This is a genomic window from Pseudomonas sp. NFPP07 (assembly GCF_900115645.1).
Classification (GTDB): domain Bacteria; phylum Pseudomonadota; class Gammaproteobacteria; order Pseudomonadales; family Pseudomonadaceae; genus Aquipseudomonas; species Aquipseudomonas chlororaphis.
On record NZ_FOXG01000001.1, the window covers coordinates 666,855 to 685,675 of the forward strand.

Here is an 18,821-nt window from a genome sequence, read left to right on the forward strand (position 1 = left end):
CCAACCGGCGCCTGCGCTTTCAATCCAGGAACAGCTTACCGCTGGCCACCAGCGTCGCCTGCCCGCCAATCTTCACCCGCTCCCCTTCCAGCCGACAGAACAACGCCCCTCCGCGCGTCGAGCGTTGATAGGCCGTCAGGCTCGTCTTGTCCAGGCGTTCGGCCCAATACGGAATCAGGGCGCAGTGGGTCGAGCCGGTGACCGGGTCTTCGTTGATGCCAATGGCCGGCGCGAAATAGCGCGAGACAAAATCATGCTGGCTGCCCTGCGCGGTCACGATCGCGCCAGGCCAGGGCAACTTGGCCAGCGCCGCCATGTCCGGCTGACAGTCGAGCACCGCCTGCTCGGACTCCAGCACCGCGAACAACTCGTTGGCCCCCAGTAACGCCACGACCCTCGTGCCCAAAACGCGCTCCAGCTGTTCGCGGCCATCGATCGCGCGCGGCGCACGAACCGGGAAGTCCAGCCAAAGCTGCGCGCCTTCGCGACTGACGCTCAAGGAGCCCGACTGGCAGATGAAGTCGATACGCGGCCCCGGCTCGCCATAAATCTCGAACAGCACATGGGCGCTGGCAAGGGTGGCATGGCCGCACAAGGCGATTTCGGTAGTCGGGGTAAACCAGCGGATACGCCAGCCTTGAGGCTCGCGCACGACAAAAGCGGTCTCCGCCAGGTTGTGCTCGGCGGCGATGTTCTGCATCAACTCATCAGCCGGCCAGGCCGGCAGTCGATAGACCATCGCCGGGTTGCCGCTAAATGGACGATCGCTGAACGCATCGACCTGATGAAACTCAAGCTGCATAAACATTTCTCCTTGAACATGCCGCGCAAGCATGGGGCTGCCCGTCCTGGCGCCGACAGCCACAGAGAAAGTTATTTTTTGCCATACAGCGCCGATACTTATCGGCGCACTGACGGTCAGTCGCGCCCGATATCGGCGAAGGTCGCCTGAGTGTGCTCGGCCAGCACGGCGGCCGAGAGTTCGACCTCAAGCCCACGCCGCCCGGCACTGACGAAGATGCTGGCAAAGGGTTGCGCACTGTTATCGATAAAAGTGCGCAGGCGCTTTTTCTGCCCCAGCGGGCTGATCCCGCCCAGCAGGTAACCGGTCGCTCGCTGCGCGGCAGCCGGGTCGGCCATCTCGGCTTTTTTCACCCCCGCCGCGTGCGCCAGGGCCTTGAGGTCGAGACTTCCGACGACCGGCACCACGGCCACCAGCAATTCGCCCTTTTCACTGCTGGCCAGCAGCGTCTTGAACACCTGCGCCGGATCGAGACCGAGCTTTTCCGCTGCCTCCAGACCATAGGAGGCCGCCTTCGGGTCATGTTCATAACTGTGCACCCGATGTTCGGCGCGAACTTTTTTCAGCAGATCCAGTGCAGGGGTCATGGCAACTCCATAGGCAGGGAAAAGAACACCGGCGATTCTAGGATATCCGCCAGCAAAAGGCTCTATTCCAAGGCCCATACCTCAGTCCCGACGGCCGCCGGCACCAGGCTGGCCGTGCCTTTTGCGCAAAACCCACGCGCTTCCCGCAAGATCATTCACACAACTGATAGTTATAAAATGACCAATGGTTCACTTTCGACCTTTGACAGTAATGTTTCTTGTCTATATTTTTTCGTTTGCGAATATCATGTGGTAGATCCAATAGCCGTACCCAGCAGTAAGCCGCGTCCAGGATGGGGATCCTGCCGACGGTGAAAATCGCGCTCGGCGCCCTTCACGCCAGTGCCAGACAACAACAAAAACCGAGGTTTTCCATGACAACTGCGTTACAACAACCGTCGCTCTCCGGCCAGTGCATGGCCGAGTTCCTGGGTACAGCCTTGTTGATCTTCTTCGGTACCGGCTGCGTCGCCGCGCTCAAGGTCGCGGGCGCCAGCTTCGGCCTGTGGGAAATCAGCGTCATCTGGGGGATCGGCGTGAGCATGGCGATCTACCTCACCGCCGGCGTTTCCGGCGCGCACCTCAACCCCGCGGTCAGCATCGCGCTGTGCATCTTTACCGACTTCGAGAAACGCAAACTGCCGTTCTATATCGTCTCCCAGATCGCCGGCGCCTTCTGCGCGGCGCTGCTGGTCTACACGCTGTACAGCAACCTGTTCTTCGATTACGAACAAGCCCACCAGATGGTCCGCGGCTCCCAGGCCAGCCTTGAACTGGCGTCGGTATTCTCCACCTATCCCAACCCGGCGCTGTCCACCGCCCAGGCGTTCCTGGTCGAAGTGGTGATTACCGCGATCCTGATGGGCGTGATCATGTCCCTGACCGACGATAACAACGGCTTGCCGCGCGGCCCGATGGCGCCGCTGCTGATCGGCCTGCTGATCGCCGTGATCGGCAGCGCCATGGGGCCGCTGACCGGTTTCGCGATGAACCCGGCGCGGGATTTTGGCCCTAAACTGATGACATTCTTCATGGGTTGGGGTGAGGTTTCCTTTACCGGCGGCCGCGACATTCCGTACTTCCTGGTTCCGATCTTCGCGCCGATTATCGGTGCCTGCCTCGGCGCCGTGGCTTACCGTGGGCTGATTGCCCGCCACCTGCCAACCGTCGCCCCTGCTCCAACGGATGCCGAGAAAGCCATTGACGGCAAAGTAAGAACTTCTTGAAACCGGCGGCGCAAGGTCCTGCCCAACCCCGACCTGCGCCTCTTGCCCACTTCCTTATTTTTGTCCAAGGCAATCGACATGACCGACATTCAGAATAAGAACTACATCATTGCCCTCGATCAGGGTACGACCAGCTCGCGCGCGATCATTTTCGATCGCGACGCCAACGTCGTGTGCACCGCCCAACGCGAATTCGTCCAGCATTACCCGCAAGCCGGCTGGGTCGAACACGATCCGATGGAAATCTTCGCCACCCAGAGCGCAGTGATGGTCGAGGCCCTGGCGCAAGCCGGCCTGCACCATGACCAGGTCGCCGCCATCGGCATCACCAACCAGCGCGAAACCACCGTGGTCTGGGACAAGACCACTGGCCGGCCGATCTACAACGCCATCGTCTGGCAGTGCCGCCGCAGCACCGAGATCTGCCAGCAGCTCAAGCGTGACGGCCTGGAAGAGTACATCCGCGATACCACCGGCCTGGTCACCGACCCGTACTTCTCCGGTACCAAGCTGAAGTGGATCCTCGACAACGTCGAAGGCAGCCGCGAACGCGCGCGCAACGGCGAACTGCTGTTCGGCACCGTCGACAGCTGGCTGATCTGGAAATTCACCGGCGGCAAGACCCACGTCACCGACTACACCAACGCCTCGCGCACCATGCTCTTCAACATCCACACCCTGGAGTGGGATGCGAAGATGCTGGAGGTGCTGGATATCCCGCGGGAAATGCTGCCGCAAGTGAAATCCTCCTCGGAAATCTACGGCCGCACCAAAAGCGGCATCGCCATCGGCGGTATCGCCGGCGACCAGCAGGCGGCGCTGTTCGGCCAGATGTGCGTCGAGCCGGGCCAGGCGAAGAACACCTACGGCACTGGCTGCTTCCTGCTGATGAACACCGGCGACAAGGCGGTCAAGTCCAAGCACGGCATGCTCACCACCATCGCCTGCGGCCCTCGCGGCGAAGTGGCTTACGCCCTGGAGGGCGCGGTGTTCAACGGCGGCTCTACCGTGCAGTGGCTGCGGGACGAACTGAAGATCATCAACGACGCCCACGACACCGAATACTTCGCCAGCAAGGTCAAGGACAGCAACGGCGTGTACCTGGTCCCGGCCTTCACCGGCCTCGGCGCTCCGTACTGGGACCCCTACGCCCGTGGCGCGCTGTTCGGCCTGACCCGTGGCGTGCGCGTGGACCACATCATCCGCGCCGCGCTGGAATCGATCGCCTACCAGACCCGCGACGTCCTCGACGCCATGCAGCAGGACTCCGGCGAACGCCTCAAGGCCCTGCGCGTGGACGGCGGCGCGGTCGCCAACAACTTCCTCATGCAGTTCCAGGCCGACATCCTCGGCACCCAGGTCGAGCGCCCGCAAATGCGCGAAACCACGGCCCTGGGCGCGGCCTACCTGGCCGGCCTGGCCTGCGGCTTCTGGGGCAGCCTGGAAGAGCTGCGCGGCAAGGCGGTGATCGAGCGCGAGTTCGAACCGCAGCTGGCCGAAACCGAGAAGGAAAAACTCTACGCCGGCTGGAAAAAAGCCGTCAGCCGCACCCGCGACTGGGAACCGCACGAAGGCGCTGAATAAGCCAGGTCGCGGATTCGTATCGGGTGGCCGATCGGGTGAAAACGTAGCGAGCGAAGGAAAACCAAGGCAAAAACAGACGAGGACCGGCTGGGGTCGCACCCGACTTTACGTGTTTGTAAATGAGCAGTCCGAGTCTGTTTTTAACACAGGATTTCCGAGCGTAGTAGTTTTCACGTGATCGGGTAACTGGTCGGGAGTAGATTCCTGCGGCATCATGGGCAAATTTTGCATGGCAGCCCAAAGGAAGCCCCATGAATCTGCCTCCCCGTCAGCAGCAAATCCTCGAGCTGGTCCGCGAACGCGGCTATGTCAGCATCGAGGAAATGGCCCAGCTGTTCGTCGTTACACCGCAAACCATCCGCCGCGATATCAACCAACTGGCGGAAGTGAACCTGTTGCGTCGCTACCATGGCGGCGCAGCCTACGACTCCAGTGTCGAAAACACCGCCTACGCCATGCGCGCCGATCAGATGCGCGACGAGAAACAACGCATCGGCGAAGCCATCGCCGCGCAGATCCCCGATCACGCCTCGCTGTTCATCAATATCGGTACCACCACCGAATCCATTGCCCGGGCGCTGCTCAATCACAGCCACCTGAAGATCATCACCAACAACCTGCACGTGGCGTCCATGCTCAGCGCCAAGGACGACTTCGACGTGCTGCTGACCGGCGGCAATGTGCGTCGCGATGGCGGTGTGGTCGGCCAGGCCAGCGTCGACTTCATCAACCAGTTCAAGGTCGACTTCGCCCTGGTCGGCATCAGCGGTATCGACGAAGACGGCAGCCTGCTGGACTTCGACTACCAGGAAGTGCGGGTGTCCCAGGCAATCATCGCCAATGCCCGGCAGGTGATCCTGGCCGCCGACTCCAGCAAGTTCGGGCGCAATGCCATGATCCGCCTCGGCCCCATCAGCCTGATCGATTGCCTGGTCACCGACCAGCAGCCGGTTCCGGCGCTGACCCAGTTGCTGCAGCAACACAAGATTCGCCTGGAAGTCGTCTGACCCCCTCCCCCTGTAGCCGCTGCCGCAGGCTGCGATAAGGCCGAAGGCCTTCAGCGAACTGGAGATCCTGCGCGCCCTTCGGGCGCGATCGCAGCCTTCGGCAGCGGCTACAGTTCGCTCCTCCGCAAGCTGCGGACACCTTGCGTCCGACAATGTTCGTAAATTTTCCTTTCCCCGCCTTTCGATGAGTTTTTTCAATCGAATCCCGCTGGCTGTCGGCGTGTTTCTGCGCTAGTATTTTCGCAAATGAACATTAATGTTCGATTTCAAATACCAGAAGAACACGAGGCCAGTCGATGCCCACTTCCACCTTGCCCGCGCCCCCTCTCGCCGAGATTTATGACATTGCCGTGATCGGTGGTGGGATCAATGGTGTCGGCATCGCTGCCGATGCCGCCGGGCGTGGCCTGTCCGTGTTCCTTTGCGAAAAAGACGACCTGGCCAGCCATACCTCCTCGGCCAGCAGCAAGCTGATCCACGGTGGCCTGCGCTACCTCGAACATTACGAATTCCGTCTGGTGCGCGAAGCTCTGGCCGAACGCGAAGTGCTGCTGGCCAAGGCCCCGCATATCGTCAAGCCCATGCGTTTCGTCCTGCCGCACCGCCCGCACCTGCGTCCGGCGTGGATGATCCGCGCCGGCCTGTTCCTTTATGACCACCTGGGCAAGCGGGAAAAACTCGCCGGTTCCAAGAGCCTCAAGTTCGGTGCCGACAGCCCGTTGAAAGCCGAGATCACCAAAGGCTTCGAATACTCCGACTGCTGGGTCGACGACGCCCGTCTGGTGGTGTTGAACGCCATGGCCGCCCGCGAAAAAGGCGCCCATGTGCACACCCAGACCCGCTGCATCAGCGCCCGCCGCAGCAAGGGCATGTGGCACCTGCACCTGGAGCGCGCCGACGGCAGCCTGTTCTCGATTCAAGCCAAGGCCCTGGTGAACGCCGCCGGCCCATGGGTCGCCAAGTTCATCAAGGACGACCTGAAGCTGGATTCGCCTTACGGCATCCGCCTGATCCAGGGCAGCCACCTGATCGTGCCGAAGCTGTACGAAGGCGAACATGCGCACATCCTGCAGAACGAAGACCAGCGCATCGTCTTCACCATTCCGTACCTGAACCACTTCACCCTGATCGGCACCACCGACCGCGAGTACACCGGTGACCCGGCGAAGGTGGCGATTACCGAAGGCGAAACCGACTACATCCTGAAAGTGGTCAACGCCCACTTCAAGAAGCAGCTGAGCCGCCAGGACATCGTGCACACCTACTCCGGCGTGCGCCCGCTGTGCAACGACGAATCCGACAACCCGTCGGCCGTGACCCGCGACTACACCCTGGCGCTGTCCGGCAATGCCGACGAAGCGCCGCTGCTGTCGGTGTTCGGCGGCAAGCTGACCACCTACCGCAAGCTGGCCGAATCGGCCATGGCCCAGTTGACGCCGTTCTTCAAGGGCATCAAGCCGAGCTGGACCGCCCACTCGACTTTGCCCGGCGGCGAAGACATGACCACCCCGCAGGCACTGGCCGAAGCGATTCGCCAGAAGTTCGACTGGGTACCCAGCGAAATCGCCCGCCGCTGGGCCAGCAGCTATGGCAGCCGCACCTGGCGCCTGCTGGAAGGCGTACACAGCCTGAGCGACCTGGGCGAGCACCTGGGTGGCGGCCTGTACACCCGTGAAGTCGATTACCTGTGCAGCGAAGAATGGGCGGTCAATGCCCAGGACATCCTGTGGCGCCGCAGCAAGCTGGGGCTGTTCACGACCCCGGCAGAACAGGAAAAACTCCAGCACTACCTGCAGAAGGTCGAGCAGAACCGGGCGAAGATCGAAGCCGCCTGATTGCTCCTCCTATAAAGAAGCCCCTGCGCCATACGGCCCGGGGGCTTTTTTCTGGCCGCAGCTTCTGTAGGAGCGGAGCTTGCCCGCGATGAACGATAACGCGGTCCAACAGGTACGCCGCAGCGCCCGAATCGCGGGCAAGCCTTGCGCCTACAGGGGAATGAGCCCGGCCCTGCTGGGCATTCGGTTTTCCGAACGCGACTTTCGGGTCAATTCGGATAACCGGATAAAGACCGCCGACAATATCCGCCATAAATATTTAATAGCCTTTCAAATCAAGGTCTTGATACGGATCAGCTGGCCTGGCACGACTCATGCTCTACACTCTTCGACGAATGCCTGATGGGCCAACACACATCAGGAGCCGTCAAGGCATTCGCTGTATAAGAGAGCCGTCGAACTGGCTTCATAAAAAAAACAAATGTCGAGGAAATATTGATGCGCATCGTTCCCCATCTGTTGGGCGCAGCCATTGCTGCTGCTCTGATTAGCACTCCAGTGGTCGCCGCCGAACTCACCGGCACCCTGAAGAAAATCAAAGACTCCGGCACCATCACCCTCGGACATCGCGACGCTTCCATTCCGTTCTCCTACATCGCGGATGCATCCGGCGTTCCAGTCGGCTACTCCCACGACATCCAGCTGAAAATCGTCGAAGCCATCAAGAAAGACCTCGACATGCCGGATCTCAAGGTCAAATACAACCTGGTTACCTCGCAGACCCGTATCCCGCTGGTGCAGAACGGCACCGTGGACGTCGAGTGCGGTTCCACCACCAACAACGTCGAGCGTCAGCAGCAGGTCGACTTCTCCGTCGGCATCTTCGAGATCGGTACCCGCCTGCTGTCCAAGAAGGATTCGCCTTACAAGGACTTCGCCGACCTGAAGGGCAAGAACGTCGTGACCACCGCCGGCACCACGTCCGAGCGCATCCTCAAGGCAATGAACGCCGACAAGCAGATGGGCATGAACGTGATCTCGGCCAAGGACCATGGCGAGTCCTTCAACATGCTCGAAGGCGGCCGCGCCGTTGCCTTCATGATGGACGACGCGCTGCTGGCCGGTGAAATGGCCAAGGCCCGCAAACCGACCGACTGGGCCGTGACCGGTACCGCGCAATCCTACGAAATCTACGGCTGCATGGTCCGCAAGGGCGACGCACCGTTCAAGAAGGCCGTGGACGACGCCATCGTCGCCACCTTCAAGTCGGGCGAGATCAACAAGATCTACGACAAATGGTTCCAGTCGCCGATTCCACCAAAAGGCCTGAACCTGATGTTCCCGATGAGCGACGAGCTCAAGGCCCTGATCGCCAACCCGACCGACAAAGCGGCTGACGATAAAAAGTCCTGATTCCTGACTAACCTTGTCTCCTGAAAGGGCGCGGCCCTTTCAGGAGCCTGTCACTACCTGCTGGCTTTTTTTGGAAACACTCGAACCGGTGGTTGTCGAGCCGATCGCGTGTGCCTGGGCGTCATCCAGGCGGGAACGGATTTCCCCAAGCGGGTGCTTGTACATCGATCGATCAGAGGGGAGACCCTAATGAATTACAACTGGGACTGGGGCGTGTTCTTCAAGTCCACCGGCGTGGGCAGCGAGACCTATCTCGACTGGTACATCGCGGGCCTGGGCTGGACCATCGCCATCGCCGTGGTGGCCTGGATCGTCGCGCTGCTTCTGGGCTCGATCCTGGGCGTCATGCGGACCGTGCCGAACCGCCTGGTGTCGGGCATCGCCACCGTCTACGTGGAGATTTTCCGTAACGTACCGCTGCTGGTTCAGCTGTTCATCTGGTACTTCCTGGTGCCGGACCTGCTGCCGCAAAACCTGCAGGACTGGTACAAGCAGGACCTCAACCCGACTACCTCGGCCTACCTGAGCGTCGTCGTGTGCCTGGGCCTGTTCACCGCCGCCCGTGTCTGCGAACAGGTGCGCACCGGTATCCAGGCGCTGCCACGCGGCCAGGAATCCGCGGCCCGCGCCATGGGCTTCAAGCTGCCGCAGATCTACTGGAACGTGCTGCTGCCCCAGGCCTACCGGATCATCATTCCGCCGCTTACCTCGGAATTCCTCAACGTCTTCAAGAACTCCTCCGTGGCCTCGCTGATCGGCCTGATGGAGTTGCTGGCGCAGACCAAGCAGACCGCCGAGTTCTCGGCCAACCTGTTTGAAGCCTTCACCCTGGCCACGCTGATCTACTTCACCCTGAACATGAGCCTGATGCTGCTGATGCGCATGGTCGAGAAGAAAGTCGCGGTGCCCGGCCTGATCTCCGTGGGGGGCAAATAATGGATTTCGACTTCACTGGCGTCGTCCCGGCCATTCCCGGCCTGTGGAACGGCATGCTGATGACCCTCAAGCTGATGGCCCTGGGCGTCGTCGGCGGGATCGTCCTCGGCACCATCCTGGCGTTGATGCGTCTGTCCCACAGCAAACTGCTGTCGAACATCGCTGGCGTCTACGTCAACTACTTCCGCTCCATCCCGCTGCTGCTGGTGATCACCTGGTTCTACCTGGCGGTGCCCTTCGTGCTGCGCTGGATCACCGGCGAAGACACCCCGATCGGTGCGTTCGGCTCGTGCATCGTCGCCTTCATGATGTTCGAGGCGGCGTACTTCTGTGAAATCGTCCGCGCCGGCGTGCAGTCGATTCCCAAGGGCCAGATGGGCGCCGCCCAGGCACTGGGCATGAGCTATGGCCAGATGATGCGCCTGATCATCCTGCCCCAGGCGTTCCGCAAGATGACCCCGCTGCTGCTGCAGCAGAGCATCATCCTGTTCCAGGACACCTCGCTGGTGTACACCGTGGGCCTGGTGGACTTCCTCAATGCCTCGCGCTCCAGCGGCGACATCATCGGCCGCTCCAATGAGTTCCTGATCGTTGCCGGTCTGGTGTATTTCACAATCAGCTTTGCCGCCTCGCTGCTGGTCAAGCGTCTGCAAAAAAGGTTTGCCGTATGATCTCTATCAAGAACATCAACAAGTGGTATGGGGACTTCCAGGTGCTGACCGATTGCAGCACCGAGGTCAAGAAAGGCGAAGTGATCGTGGTGTGCGGACCGTCCGGCTCCGGCAAATCCACCCTGATCAAATGCGTCAACGCCCTCGAACCGTTCCAGAAAGGTGACATCGTGGTCGACGGCACCTCCATCGCCGACCCGAAGACCAACCTGCCGAAACTGCGTTCGCGCGTGGGCATGGTGTTCCAGCACTTCGAGCTGTTCCCGCACCTGACCATCACCGAAAACCTGACCATCGCGCAGATCAAGGTGCTGGGCCGCAGCAAGGAAGAAGCCACCAAGAAAGGCCTGCAATTGCTGGAGCGCGTCGGCTTGTCCGCCCACGCCCACAAGCACCCGGGCCAGTTGTCCGGCGGCCAGCAACAGCGTGTGGCGATCGCCCGCGCGCTGGCGATGGACCCGATCGTCATGCTGTTCGACGAACCGACTTCCGCGCTCGATCCGGAAATGGTCAACGAAGTGCTGGACGTGATGGTGCAACTGGCCCACGAAGGCATGACCATGATGTGCGTGACCCACGAAATGGGCTTCGCCCGCAAGGTCGCGGACCGGGTGATCTTCATGGACGCCGGCAAAATCATCGAAGACTGCCCGAAAGAGGAATTCTTCGGCGACATCAACGCCCGCTCCGAGCGTGCGCAGCATTTCCTCGAGAAAATCCTGCAGCACTAAAAGCGATGCGGCTCGCCCCTGTAGGAGCGAGCTTGCTCGCGATGGTCGTTAACGATAACGCGTGCATCCTGGATAATGCGTTGTCCTTGAGTTCTTCGCGAGCAAGCTCGCTCCTACAGGAAGCGGGCGAGCGCTGGTTGACCCAAGGCATCTGTGATGAAATGCGACCCCACTCTCTATCGCGCCGCGCCGCCATCACTCGCCGTGAAACCCCGTCTGATCCGCCACCTGTTCCTGCCGCCACTGGTCATCTTGCTGATGATCGGCCTGGGCTACATCGGCTTCTGGATCAGCGAGCATTACGGCATCCGCAGCCTCAGCGAGAACGGCGAACGCCAGCTGGAACTGCACGCCCGCGCGGTCGAAAGCGAGATCAGCAAATACACCTACCTGCCCAGCCTGCTGGAACTCGAATCCAGTGTGTCGCTGTTGCTCAACGAGCCGACGCCGGAGCACCGGCAGACCGTCAACAATTACCTCGAAGGCCTGAACCGGCGCAGCCGCAGTCGGGCCATTTACGTGATGGACACCACCGGCCGCGTGCTGGCCACCAGCAACTGGCGCGACGTCGACAGCTACCTGGGTGAAGACCTGTCGTTCCGGGCCTATTTCCAGAATGCCGTGCGCGGCCAGCCCGGGCGCTTCTACGGCATCGGCAGTACCAACGGCGAGCCCGGCTACTACCTGGCCCACGGCCTGGAAGAACAGGGCAAGATCATCGGCGTGGCGGTGGTCAAGGTGCGCCTGGAGGCCCTGGAAGAACGTTGGCAACGCGCCCGCCTGGAAGGCTTCGTCAGCGACGAGAACGGCATCATCATCCTCTCCAGCGACCCGGCCCGGCGCCTCCGCTCGGTACGCCCGCTGAGCGACGACACCAAGGAACGCCTGGCGCGCAGCCTGCAATATTACTGGTTCACCCTCAACGAACTGGAGCCGCTGGCCCGCGAACGCCTGGCCGAAGGCGTGGAGAAGCTGACCTTCCCGGCCAACACCGAGCTGGTGTCCGACGACAAGGAAATCAGCTACCTGTCCCAGACCCGGCCCCTGAGCGATACGCCCTGGAACTTCACCCTGCTGACCCCGCTCAAGGACCTGCGCCGCGAAGCCATCAACCAGGGCATCCTGGTAGCCGTGGCCTTCGCCCTGGTGGCTTTCCTGCTGATTGCCTGGAACGAGCGGCGCAAGGTCATCGCCACCCGCCTCGCCGCCCGCGAAGCCCTGCAGGAAGCCAACAACCAGCTGGAACGGCGGATCGCCGAACGCACCAGCGACCTGCGCGCCAGCAACGAACGGCTCAAGGGCCAGATCCGCGAGCGCCGCCAGGCCGAGGAAACCCTGCGCCGCGCCCAGGACGAACTGGTCCAGGCCGGCAAGCTCGCCGCCATCGGCCAGATGTCCACCAGCATCGCCCATGAACTGAACCAACCGCTGGCCGCCCTGCGCACCCTGTCCGGCAACACCGTGCGTTTCCTCGAACGCGGCGCCCTGGACACCGCCAGCACCAACCTCAAGACCATCAACGAACTGATCGACCGCATGGGCCGCATCACCGCCAGCCTGCGTTCCTTCGCCCGTCGCGGCGAGGACCAGGGCGAAGCCAGTCTCGGCAAGGCCGTGGACGCTGCCCTGCAGTTGCTCAATGCGCGCCTGGAAAACCTGCCGCTGCAATTGCACCGCGACTTCAGCGAAGTCCAGGTAAGGATCGACCAGACCCGCCTGGAGCAGATCCTGGTCAACCTGATCGGCAACGCCCTGGACGCCATGCAGACCCAGCCGCGGCCGGAGCTGTGGCTGGAAGGCGAAAGCATCGAAGGCAAATACCGCCTGCGGGTGCGCGACAACGGCCACGGCATCGACGCCGAGGCGCGCAAGCACCTGTTCGAACCCTTCTTCACCACCAAACCCGGCGAGCAGGGCCTGGGCCTCGGCCTGACCCTGTCCGCCAGCCTGGCCGCCGCCACGGGTGGCAACCTGGGCGTCGAGCACCCGGCCGACGGCGGTACCGCCTTCGTCCTCAGCCTGCCCCTGGTCAGCCCTACACAAGCCGAGCCGCTATGAACAACGACCTTACCGTCCTGATCGTCGAAGACGACCCCCATGTCCTGCTCGGCTGCCAGCAGGCCCTGGCCCTGGAAGACATTCCCTGCGTCGGCGTCGGCAGCGCCGAAGAAGCCCTGGAGCGGGTCGGCGACAACTTCGCCGGGATCGTCATCAGCGATATCCGCCTGCCGGGCATCGACGGCCTGGAGCTGCTGACCCGCCTCAAGGCCCGTGACCGCAGCCTGCCGGTGGTGCTGATCACCGGCCACGGCGATATCTCCATGGCCGTCGGCGCGATGCAGAAAGGCGCCTATGACTTCATGGAAAAGCCCTTCTCCCCCGAGCGCCTGGTGGATGTCGCCCGCCGTGCCCTGGAGCAGCGCGGGCTGGCCCGGGAAGTGTCGTCGCTGCGCCGCCAGCTGGCCGAGCGCGACTCCCTCGAAGGACGGATCATCGGCCGTTCGCCGGCCATGCAGCACCTGCGGGAGCTGATCGCCAACGTCGCCGACACCTCGGCCAACGTGCTGATCGAAGGCGAGACCGGCACCGGCAAGGAACTGGTCGCCCGCTGCCTGCATGATTTCAGCCGCCGCCACACCCACCAGTTCGTCGCCCTCAACTGCGGCGGCCTGCCGGAAAACCTGTTCGAAAGCGAGATCTTCGGCCACGAGGCCAACGCCTTCACCGGCGCCGGCAAGCGGCGTATCGGCAAGATCGAGCACGCCCACGAAGGCACGCTGTTCCTCGACGAAGTGGAAAGCATGCCGATGAACCTGCAGATCAAACTGCTGCGGGTCTTGCAGGAGCGCACCCTGGAGCGCCTGGGCTCGAACCAGAGCGTGGCGGTGGATTGCCGGGTGATCGCGGCGACCAAGTCCGACCTCGACGAACTGGGGCGCGCCAACCAGTTCCGCAGCGACCTGTATTACCGCCTGAACGTGGTGACCCTGGAGCTGCCACCGTTGCGCGAACGTCGCGAGGACATCCTGCAGCTGTTCGAACACTTCCTGCAGCAGTCGTCGCTGCGCTTCGACCGCGCCGCGCCGGAGCTGGACAACCAGACTCTGTCGAACCTGATGAGCCACGACTGGCCGGGCAACGTGCGTGAATTGCGCAACGTCGCCGAACGTTTTGCCCTGGGCCTGCCGGCGTTCAAGAAATCCAGCGGCAACGCCGCGCAGGGCCTGGGCTTTGCCGAGGCGGTCGAGGCCTTCGAGCGCAACCTACTCAACGACGCCCTGCAACGCAGCGGCGGCAACCTGACCCAGGCCAGCCAGGAACTGGGCATGGCCAAGACCACGCTGTTCGACAAGGTCAAGAAATACGGCCTGAGCCACTAACCAGACTGCGAGAAGTACCGTGGATTTATTGCTCAAAGCCTGCCTGGGCGCCGCCGTGGTGGTGATCCTCGCCGCCCTGGCCAAGACCCGGAATTACTACATCGCCGGCCTGGTGCCGCTGTTCCCGACCTTCGCCCTGATCGCCCACTACATCGTCGGCAAGGGCCGTTCCATCGACGATCTGAAGACCACAATCGTGTTCGGCATGTGGTCGATCATTCCCTACTTCGTGTACCTGGCGACCCTCTACGTGATGGTCGACCGCCTGCGCCTGGAAGCCTCCCTGGCGGTGGCCGCGGTGGCCTGGCTGATGGCCGCCACCGTGCTGGTCAGCATCTGGGTGCGCGTCCACGCCTGACTCCCCTCGCGCTCCTGTAGCCGCTGCCGCAGGCTCGGGCCGCGTTCGGACGATAAGGCCGAAGGCCTTCAGCGATCTCAAGACCTCTGCGGGGGGCGATCGCAGCCTCGCGGGCCCGGCAGCGGCTACAGGTGCCGTTCAGCGCCCTGGCCCGTCCCTTGCATTTACCCTGTAAAGCCCGCTCTGCCTGCGTCCGCTACCTGTGACGCAGGCTTTTCCGAGGGGCGCTGCCATGGGTAAATCCTGCTTTGAACATTCTCGATCTCGACCACAGCCTGACCGCCCAGGAGCCAGTCCAGCGCCGGCTGCGCAGCGGCCAGGCGCGACGCCTGGACCTGCTGGACCTGGGCCCGAAACTGCGGCTCTGGTCCACCGAACGCACCTACCGTCACTTCACCGAGCGCCTGCGGCAAAGGCCCGCCCACAGCGGCCCGCAGCCGGAAATCTTCTTTGTCGGCTCCGGTGACTACCACCACCTGACCCCGGCCTTCCTCGCCGACCTGCAACAGCCGGTCAGCCTGATCCACTTCGACAACCACCCCGACTGGGTGCGCTTCGCGCCGCGCCGGCACTGCGGTTCCTGGGTCAACCGAGCGCTGCAGCTGCCGCACATCCAGCGCATCGTCACCCTCGGCCCCTGCAGCGACGACCTGCACAACCCGCAGCTGCGCGGCGGCAACCTCGGCGCGCTGCGCCACGGCAAGCTGCAGCTGTTTCCCTGGGAGCACGCGCCCTCCAAGGTCTGGGGCCGGGTCGGCGACGGCGCCGGGCACCAGCAGCAGGAAAACCACCTGCACTGGCGCAACCTGGCCGGGCTCGACTGGCCAGCCTTCCTCGACCAGTTGATCGCCAGCCTGCCGACCCAGGCGATCTGGATCACCATCGACAAGGACGTGCTGGCCAGCGCCGACGCCGCGACCAACTGGGACCAGGGTGGCATGCGCCTGAGCCACCTGCTGCAGGCCCTGCGCAGCCTGGCGGCGAGCAAGCGCATCCTCGGTATCGACATCTGCGGCGAGTTCGCCGCGCCGGCCTTCAGCAATGCCTTCAAGCGCTGGGAAGCACGCTCCGACCAACCGCCGGCCGAACGCTGGAGCGCGGCCGACCTGCTGCGCAATTCGACCACCAACGAAGCCCTGATGGCGTTGTTCGAGGAGCTGTTCCCGTGACCCTGACCGTTGTCTTGCTGGTGGCCTTTTCCATTGTCCTGGACGTAATCGGCCAGCTCTGTTTCAAGCTCGGCCTGGACCGTTTGCCGGAGCTGGAAGGCGGTTTTCGCCTGAATGCCTTCTGGGGCCAGGTGTTCAACGCGCCGCTGCTGTGGTGCGGCATCGGCGCCTATGTGATCGAGTTTTTCGTCTGGCTCGAAGCCCTGTCCCGCGCGCCGCTGAGCCTGCTGTTCCCGGCGGCGGCCCTGGCCTATTGCGGCGTGGTCCTGGCCGGCAAGCTGATTCTCGGCGAGCACGTCAGCCGCCGGCGCTGGCTGGGCACCCTGGTCATCACCCTCGGCGTGATGCTGGTGTGCGTCGCCAGCACCTGAGCCCCCTTCAACGCTTCACAAGGAAAGATTTCATGACTGCACAGACTCACGGCTGGCTCCACGGGCGCCTCGGCACCCTGGTGCTCTGGGCCCTGCTGATCGGCTTCGAAAGCGCCGGCCAGATCGCCACCAAGGTCGGCGGCGACCAACTGGGCCAGATGGATTTCAACCTGCAATGGCTGGCCGCGGTGGCGGTCAACCCGGGGGTGCTGCTGGCGATTGCCTGCTACATTGGCGCGTTCTTCGTGTGGATGCTGATCCTGCGGCGCAGCAGCCTGTCCCTGGCCTTCCCCCTGAGTTCGCTGGTGTTCGTGGTGGTGTTGCTCGGCTCCTGGCTGGGCCTGGGCGAGCAGATCAGCCTGCTGCACTGGGTCGGCGTGCTGGTGATAGTCAGCGGGATCGCCCTGCTGGCCGAGGGCGAGGAGGCCTAGGATATGGGGGCGCATAACGCCCCTGTAGCCGCTGCCGAGCCCGCGAGGCTGCGATAAGGCCCGCAGGGCCTTGGTTCCCAATCTCCCGCAGAACCTTTCGCGGTCTTCAGAACGTCACGACCGTACCGGTCGATCGCAGCCTGCGGCAGCGGCTACAGGTACGCGGGCCTCAGCGCTTGGGATGTTTCAGCAGAAAGCCCAGGCCATGGGCCAGCGGAATCACCTTCACCCCCGCCGCCCGCTGCTGCTCGCGGATCTCCCGGTGGAAGGCCTTGACCCGGGTCCAGTGCATCTTCGGCCGGTAGTGGTGTTCGGCGTGGTAGCCGTTGTTCATCCAGATCAGGTTGTAGAGCCGGCTGTAGCTACTCACGCCCCAGGCGATCGGCAGGTCCGGGTTGCCGCCCAGGTGCTCGTAGTAGCCGTTGAGCGAGGACAGCGACTGTCCCAGGTACCAGAACGGCAGCAGCACCAGCAGCGCATGCCAGTCGTATAGCGCCAGCGCCACGTAGGCCAATACCGTCACGCCGATTTCCACCTTGACCCAACGCGCGTCCGCCGGGCGCTTGCGCTGCATTTCCTGGTAGATGGCCTTGGGGTCGTCGCGGAAAAAACTCAGGAAGGTGTAGGCCCAGACACTGTCCGGCTGGCCGTTGCGGCCATGCAGGTAGATCGACAGCGGGTCGACCGTGGTGCCGTCCGGGCCGGGCCGATCCGAGTTGCCACGGTGATGGCGGTTGTGGATATCGCGGTACAGGGTCTGGGAAAAACCGATGGTCACCGACAGCAGCAGATCGAAGCCGCGGTTCAGCCACGGCAGGCTGAAATAGGCGTTGTGGATCTGGTTGTGGGAAATGCTGTTGATGCTCCACGACAGGCTGAGCGCATACAACGACGCCGCTGGCAGGATCACCCACCAGGACAGGCTGTGAAAAGCCAGCACCAGCCACAGGACGAAGGAAAAATGCGCCAGGGCCATCAGGATCGGGACAAGGTCCCACAGCGAATGGGCAAGCAGGCGATAAGCGGGACGAGCCATGAAGAACTTCCTGAAAAATGGGTTCATGGCTGCCAGTGCAAAGGGTGGACCAATTTCTCAGACGTAATAACGAAACGGTTCGCGACAGCAATGACGCAGGCTCTCCCTGTAGGAGCGAGCTTGCTCGCGAAAACCCCCGAGATCATCCAGATAACCGGAGAGAAATACAGCACAAAAGGCAGGCTACGCCTGCATCGCGAGCAAGCTCGCTCCTACAGAAACAGCGCATGCCGGCAGAGCTGTTCAGCCCCGCTTTTGTAGGGGCGAGGCTGGCCCGCGATGATGGCCTGGAGAACGCCCCGCAAGCCCGGCGATAAGGCCTTGGCCGACCTCAGAACTGGTAGCTGAGGGCGGTCTGGACCTGGCCCTGGTTCACTTCGCCGCGCTCGCGCACCAGGGTGCTGTCGGCCGCCGAACCCGTCAGGTGAATCCAGCTGGCGCTGCTCATCCACGACCAGTTGCCGCCCAGGGGCACCTGCAGGTTCTGGGTCAGGGTCAGGTTCTGCAAACCGCCGCCGGCGCTGTAGCGGCCGATGCCCGTGGCCTGGGCTTCGGCGTCGCTGATGCCAAAGAAGGTCTGGGTCTGCCGGGCGTCGGCGAAATGCGCGGTGAGGTTGCTGCTGCCGATAATCCCCAGGCCAAGGGGATAACCGATTTCGCCGCCGACCTTGCCCAGCAGGCCGCCCTGGCCCTCGCCCGCGGCCACCGCGCTGCCGAGGGAGGCGAACAGGCGCCAGAAGTCGTCCGGCGCGTACTGGATGTAGCCGCCGACATCGGCCATGTTCGGCACGTCCCGCAGGCCGCGCAGCGAGCCGTTGGCGTTGCGGCCCGGCAGGTAGTTGATATAGGGCCCGGCGCTGAAACCCTTGGCCTTGAAGGCGTCCCAGGTCAGACCGTCGTCGGTGTCGAGGCTGACATCGCCCCACTCCAGATCGACATAGGGCAAGGGCACGGTGTCATGCCGGCTGCCGCTGGGGTCATGGGGCTGGTAACCGATGCCCAGGCCCAGCGCGCCGCTCAATCCATCCTGGCCTCCGTCCTCGGCGAAAGCCCCGCAGACAGCCCCCAGAGACAGCACGGCGGCGAGCAGGGCGGAGCGTGTGAAGCTGAACATGGCGCGGGGTTCCTTAAGTGAAGATGCGCGCATCAATCACCACCGCGCCCCTTCCCCGCAAGCACTGATGTTGTTTGTAGCGAGCTACAAAATTTGTAGCTCCAACCCGCCCATCCAACGCCTTGTTCCCGCGCAAAGCCCGGCCTGCCTGGGCTTGAGCCACTTGGCACAGTCCCTGCTCCAGTGCCTGGCATGCGCAAAGTGCGCTCCTCTACAACAGGTAACTGCAG

General features: G+C 63.1%; 18 protein-coding genes. 14 read left to right on the plus strand and 4 right to left on the minus strand.

The genetic code is table 11. The features are described 5' to 3' along the window. Nucleotides 1-19 precede the first annotated feature (19 nt). Both BM019_RS03165 and ybaK read right to left on the minus strand, forming a co-directional pair. The gene (locus BM019_RS03165; RefSeq protein ID WP_092417582.1) at nucleotides 20-802 is read right to left on the minus strand and encodes a PhzF family phenazine biosynthesis protein; all 783 of its coding nucleotides are present in this window, start codon (nucleotides 800-802) and stop codon (nucleotides 20-22) included. 116 nt (nucleotides 803-918) lie between these two features. Continuing rightward, the gene (ybaK, locus tag BM019_RS03170; protein WP_009045373.1) at nucleotides 919-1,389 is read right to left on the minus strand and encodes a Cys-tRNA(Pro) deacylase; all 471 of its coding nucleotides are present in this window, start codon (nucleotides 1,387-1,389) and stop codon (nucleotides 919-921) included. A gap of 374 nt (nucleotides 1,390-1,763) precedes the next feature. Here ybaK and BM019_RS03175 point away from each other — a divergent pair, with 374 nt between their 5' ends. The 14 genes from BM019_RS03175 to BM019_RS03245 all read left to right on the plus strand — a co-directional run bounded on the left by BM019_RS03175 (nucleotide 1,764) and on the right by BM019_RS03245 (nucleotide 16,441). Beyond that, a complete protein-coding gene (locus BM019_RS03175; RefSeq protein ID WP_009045374.1) occupies nucleotides 1,764-2,615 on the plus strand; it encodes an MIP/aquaporin family protein in 852 nt (283 codons plus the stop codon). A 78-nt stretch (nucleotides 2,616-2,693) separates the two neighbouring features. Further along, nucleotides 2,694-4,199: a glycerol kinase GlpK gene (gene glpK, locus BM019_RS03180; RefSeq protein ID WP_009045375.1), complete on the plus strand. Its 1,506-nt coding sequence runs from the start codon at nucleotides 2,694-2,696 to the stop codon at nucleotides 4,197-4,199. 251 nt (nucleotides 4,200-4,450) lie between these two features. Next, the gene (locus tag BM019_RS03185; protein WP_007922413.1) at nucleotides 4,451-5,206 is read left to right on the plus strand and encodes a DeoR/GlpR family transcriptional regulator; all 756 of its coding nucleotides are present in this window, start codon (nucleotides 4,451-4,453) and stop codon (nucleotides 5,204-5,206) included. Nucleotides 5,207-5,502: 296 nt separating this feature from the next. Continuing rightward, entirely contained in the window at nucleotides 5,503-7,041 is a 1,539-nt protein-coding gene (glpD, locus tag BM019_RS03190) for a glycerol-3-phosphate dehydrogenase (protein ID WP_092417583.1), read from the plus strand. Between the two features lie 438 nt (nucleotides 7,042-7,479). Continuing rightward, entirely contained in the window at nucleotides 7,480-8,394 is a 915-nt protein-coding gene (locus BM019_RS03200) for a glutamate/aspartate ABC transporter substrate-binding protein (RefSeq protein ID WP_009045377.1), read from the plus strand. A gap of 189 nt (nucleotides 8,395-8,583) precedes the next feature. Then, complete coding sequence (locus BM019_RS03205) at nucleotides 8,584-9,330, plus strand: amino acid ABC transporter permease (protein WP_007927137.1); 747 nt, start codon at nucleotides 8,584-8,586, stop codon at nucleotides 9,328-9,330. Then, nucleotides 9,330-10,001, plus strand: coding sequence for an amino acid ABC transporter permease (locus BM019_RS03210; protein ID WP_092417585.1), 672 nt, complete (start codon nucleotides 9,330-9,332; stop codon nucleotides 9,999-10,001). Before BM019_RS03205 ends, BM019_RS03210 begins: the two co-directional genes overlap by 1 nt. Then, entirely contained in the window at nucleotides 9,998-10,732 is a 735-nt protein-coding gene (locus tag BM019_RS03215) for an amino acid ABC transporter ATP-binding protein (RefSeq protein WP_007927141.1), read from the plus strand. The genes BM019_RS03210 and BM019_RS03215 overlap by 4 nt, the downstream gene beginning before the upstream one ends. A 156-nt stretch (nucleotides 10,733-10,888) precedes the next feature. After that, the gene (locus tag BM019_RS03220) at nucleotides 10,889-12,790 is read left to right on the plus strand and encodes a two-component sensor histidine kinase AauS (protein ID WP_092417586.1); all 1,902 of its coding nucleotides are present in this window, start codon (nucleotides 10,889-10,891) and stop codon (nucleotides 12,788-12,790) included. Continuing rightward, a complete protein-coding gene (locus BM019_RS03225) occupies nucleotides 12,787-14,112 on the plus strand; it encodes a two-component response regulator AauR (RefSeq protein WP_007927143.1) in 1,326 nt (441 codons plus the stop codon). Before BM019_RS03220 ends, BM019_RS03225 begins: the two co-directional genes overlap by 4 nt. A gap of 28 nt (nucleotides 14,113-14,140) precedes the next feature. Further along, on the plus strand, nucleotides 14,141-14,470 hold the full coding sequence (locus BM019_RS03230) for a GlpM family protein (RefSeq protein ID WP_175510585.1): 330 nt from the start codon (nucleotides 14,141-14,143) through the stop codon (nucleotides 14,468-14,470). A gap of 248 nt (nucleotides 14,471-14,718) precedes the next feature. Further along, the gene (locus BM019_RS03235) at nucleotides 14,719-15,639 is read left to right on the plus strand and encodes an arginase family protein (protein ID WP_092417588.1); all 921 of its coding nucleotides are present in this window, start codon (nucleotides 14,719-14,721) and stop codon (nucleotides 15,637-15,639) included. Beyond that, nucleotides 15,636-16,010 carry a DMT family transporter gene (locus BM019_RS03240; protein WP_053262459.1) on the plus strand — a complete coding sequence of 125 codons (375 nt, stop codon included), beginning with the start codon at nucleotides 15,636-15,638 and terminating at the stop codon, nucleotides 16,008-16,010. The genes BM019_RS03235 and BM019_RS03240 overlap by 4 nt, the downstream gene beginning before the upstream one ends. Before the next feature lie 32 nt (nucleotides 16,011-16,042). After that, nucleotides 16,043-16,441, plus strand: coding sequence for a DMT family transporter (locus BM019_RS03245; RefSeq protein ID WP_053262460.1), 399 nt, complete (start codon nucleotides 16,043-16,045; stop codon nucleotides 16,439-16,441). A 169-nt stretch (nucleotides 16,442-16,610) separates the two neighbouring features. Here the strand turns inward: BM019_RS03245 and BM019_RS03250 are convergent, their stop codons facing one another. Both BM019_RS03250 and BM019_RS03255 read right to left on the minus strand, forming a co-directional pair. Further along, nucleotides 16,611-17,477, minus strand: coding sequence for a fatty acid desaturase family protein (locus BM019_RS03250; protein ID WP_092417589.1), 867 nt, complete (start codon nucleotides 17,475-17,477; stop codon nucleotides 16,611-16,613). A 331-nt stretch (nucleotides 17,478-17,808) separates the two neighbouring features. Beyond that, complete coding sequence (locus BM019_RS03255; RefSeq protein WP_009045384.1) at nucleotides 17,809-18,591, minus strand: MipA/OmpV family protein; 783 nt, start codon at nucleotides 18,589-18,591, stop codon at nucleotides 17,809-17,811. Nucleotides 18,592-18,821: the final 230 nt, after the last annotated feature.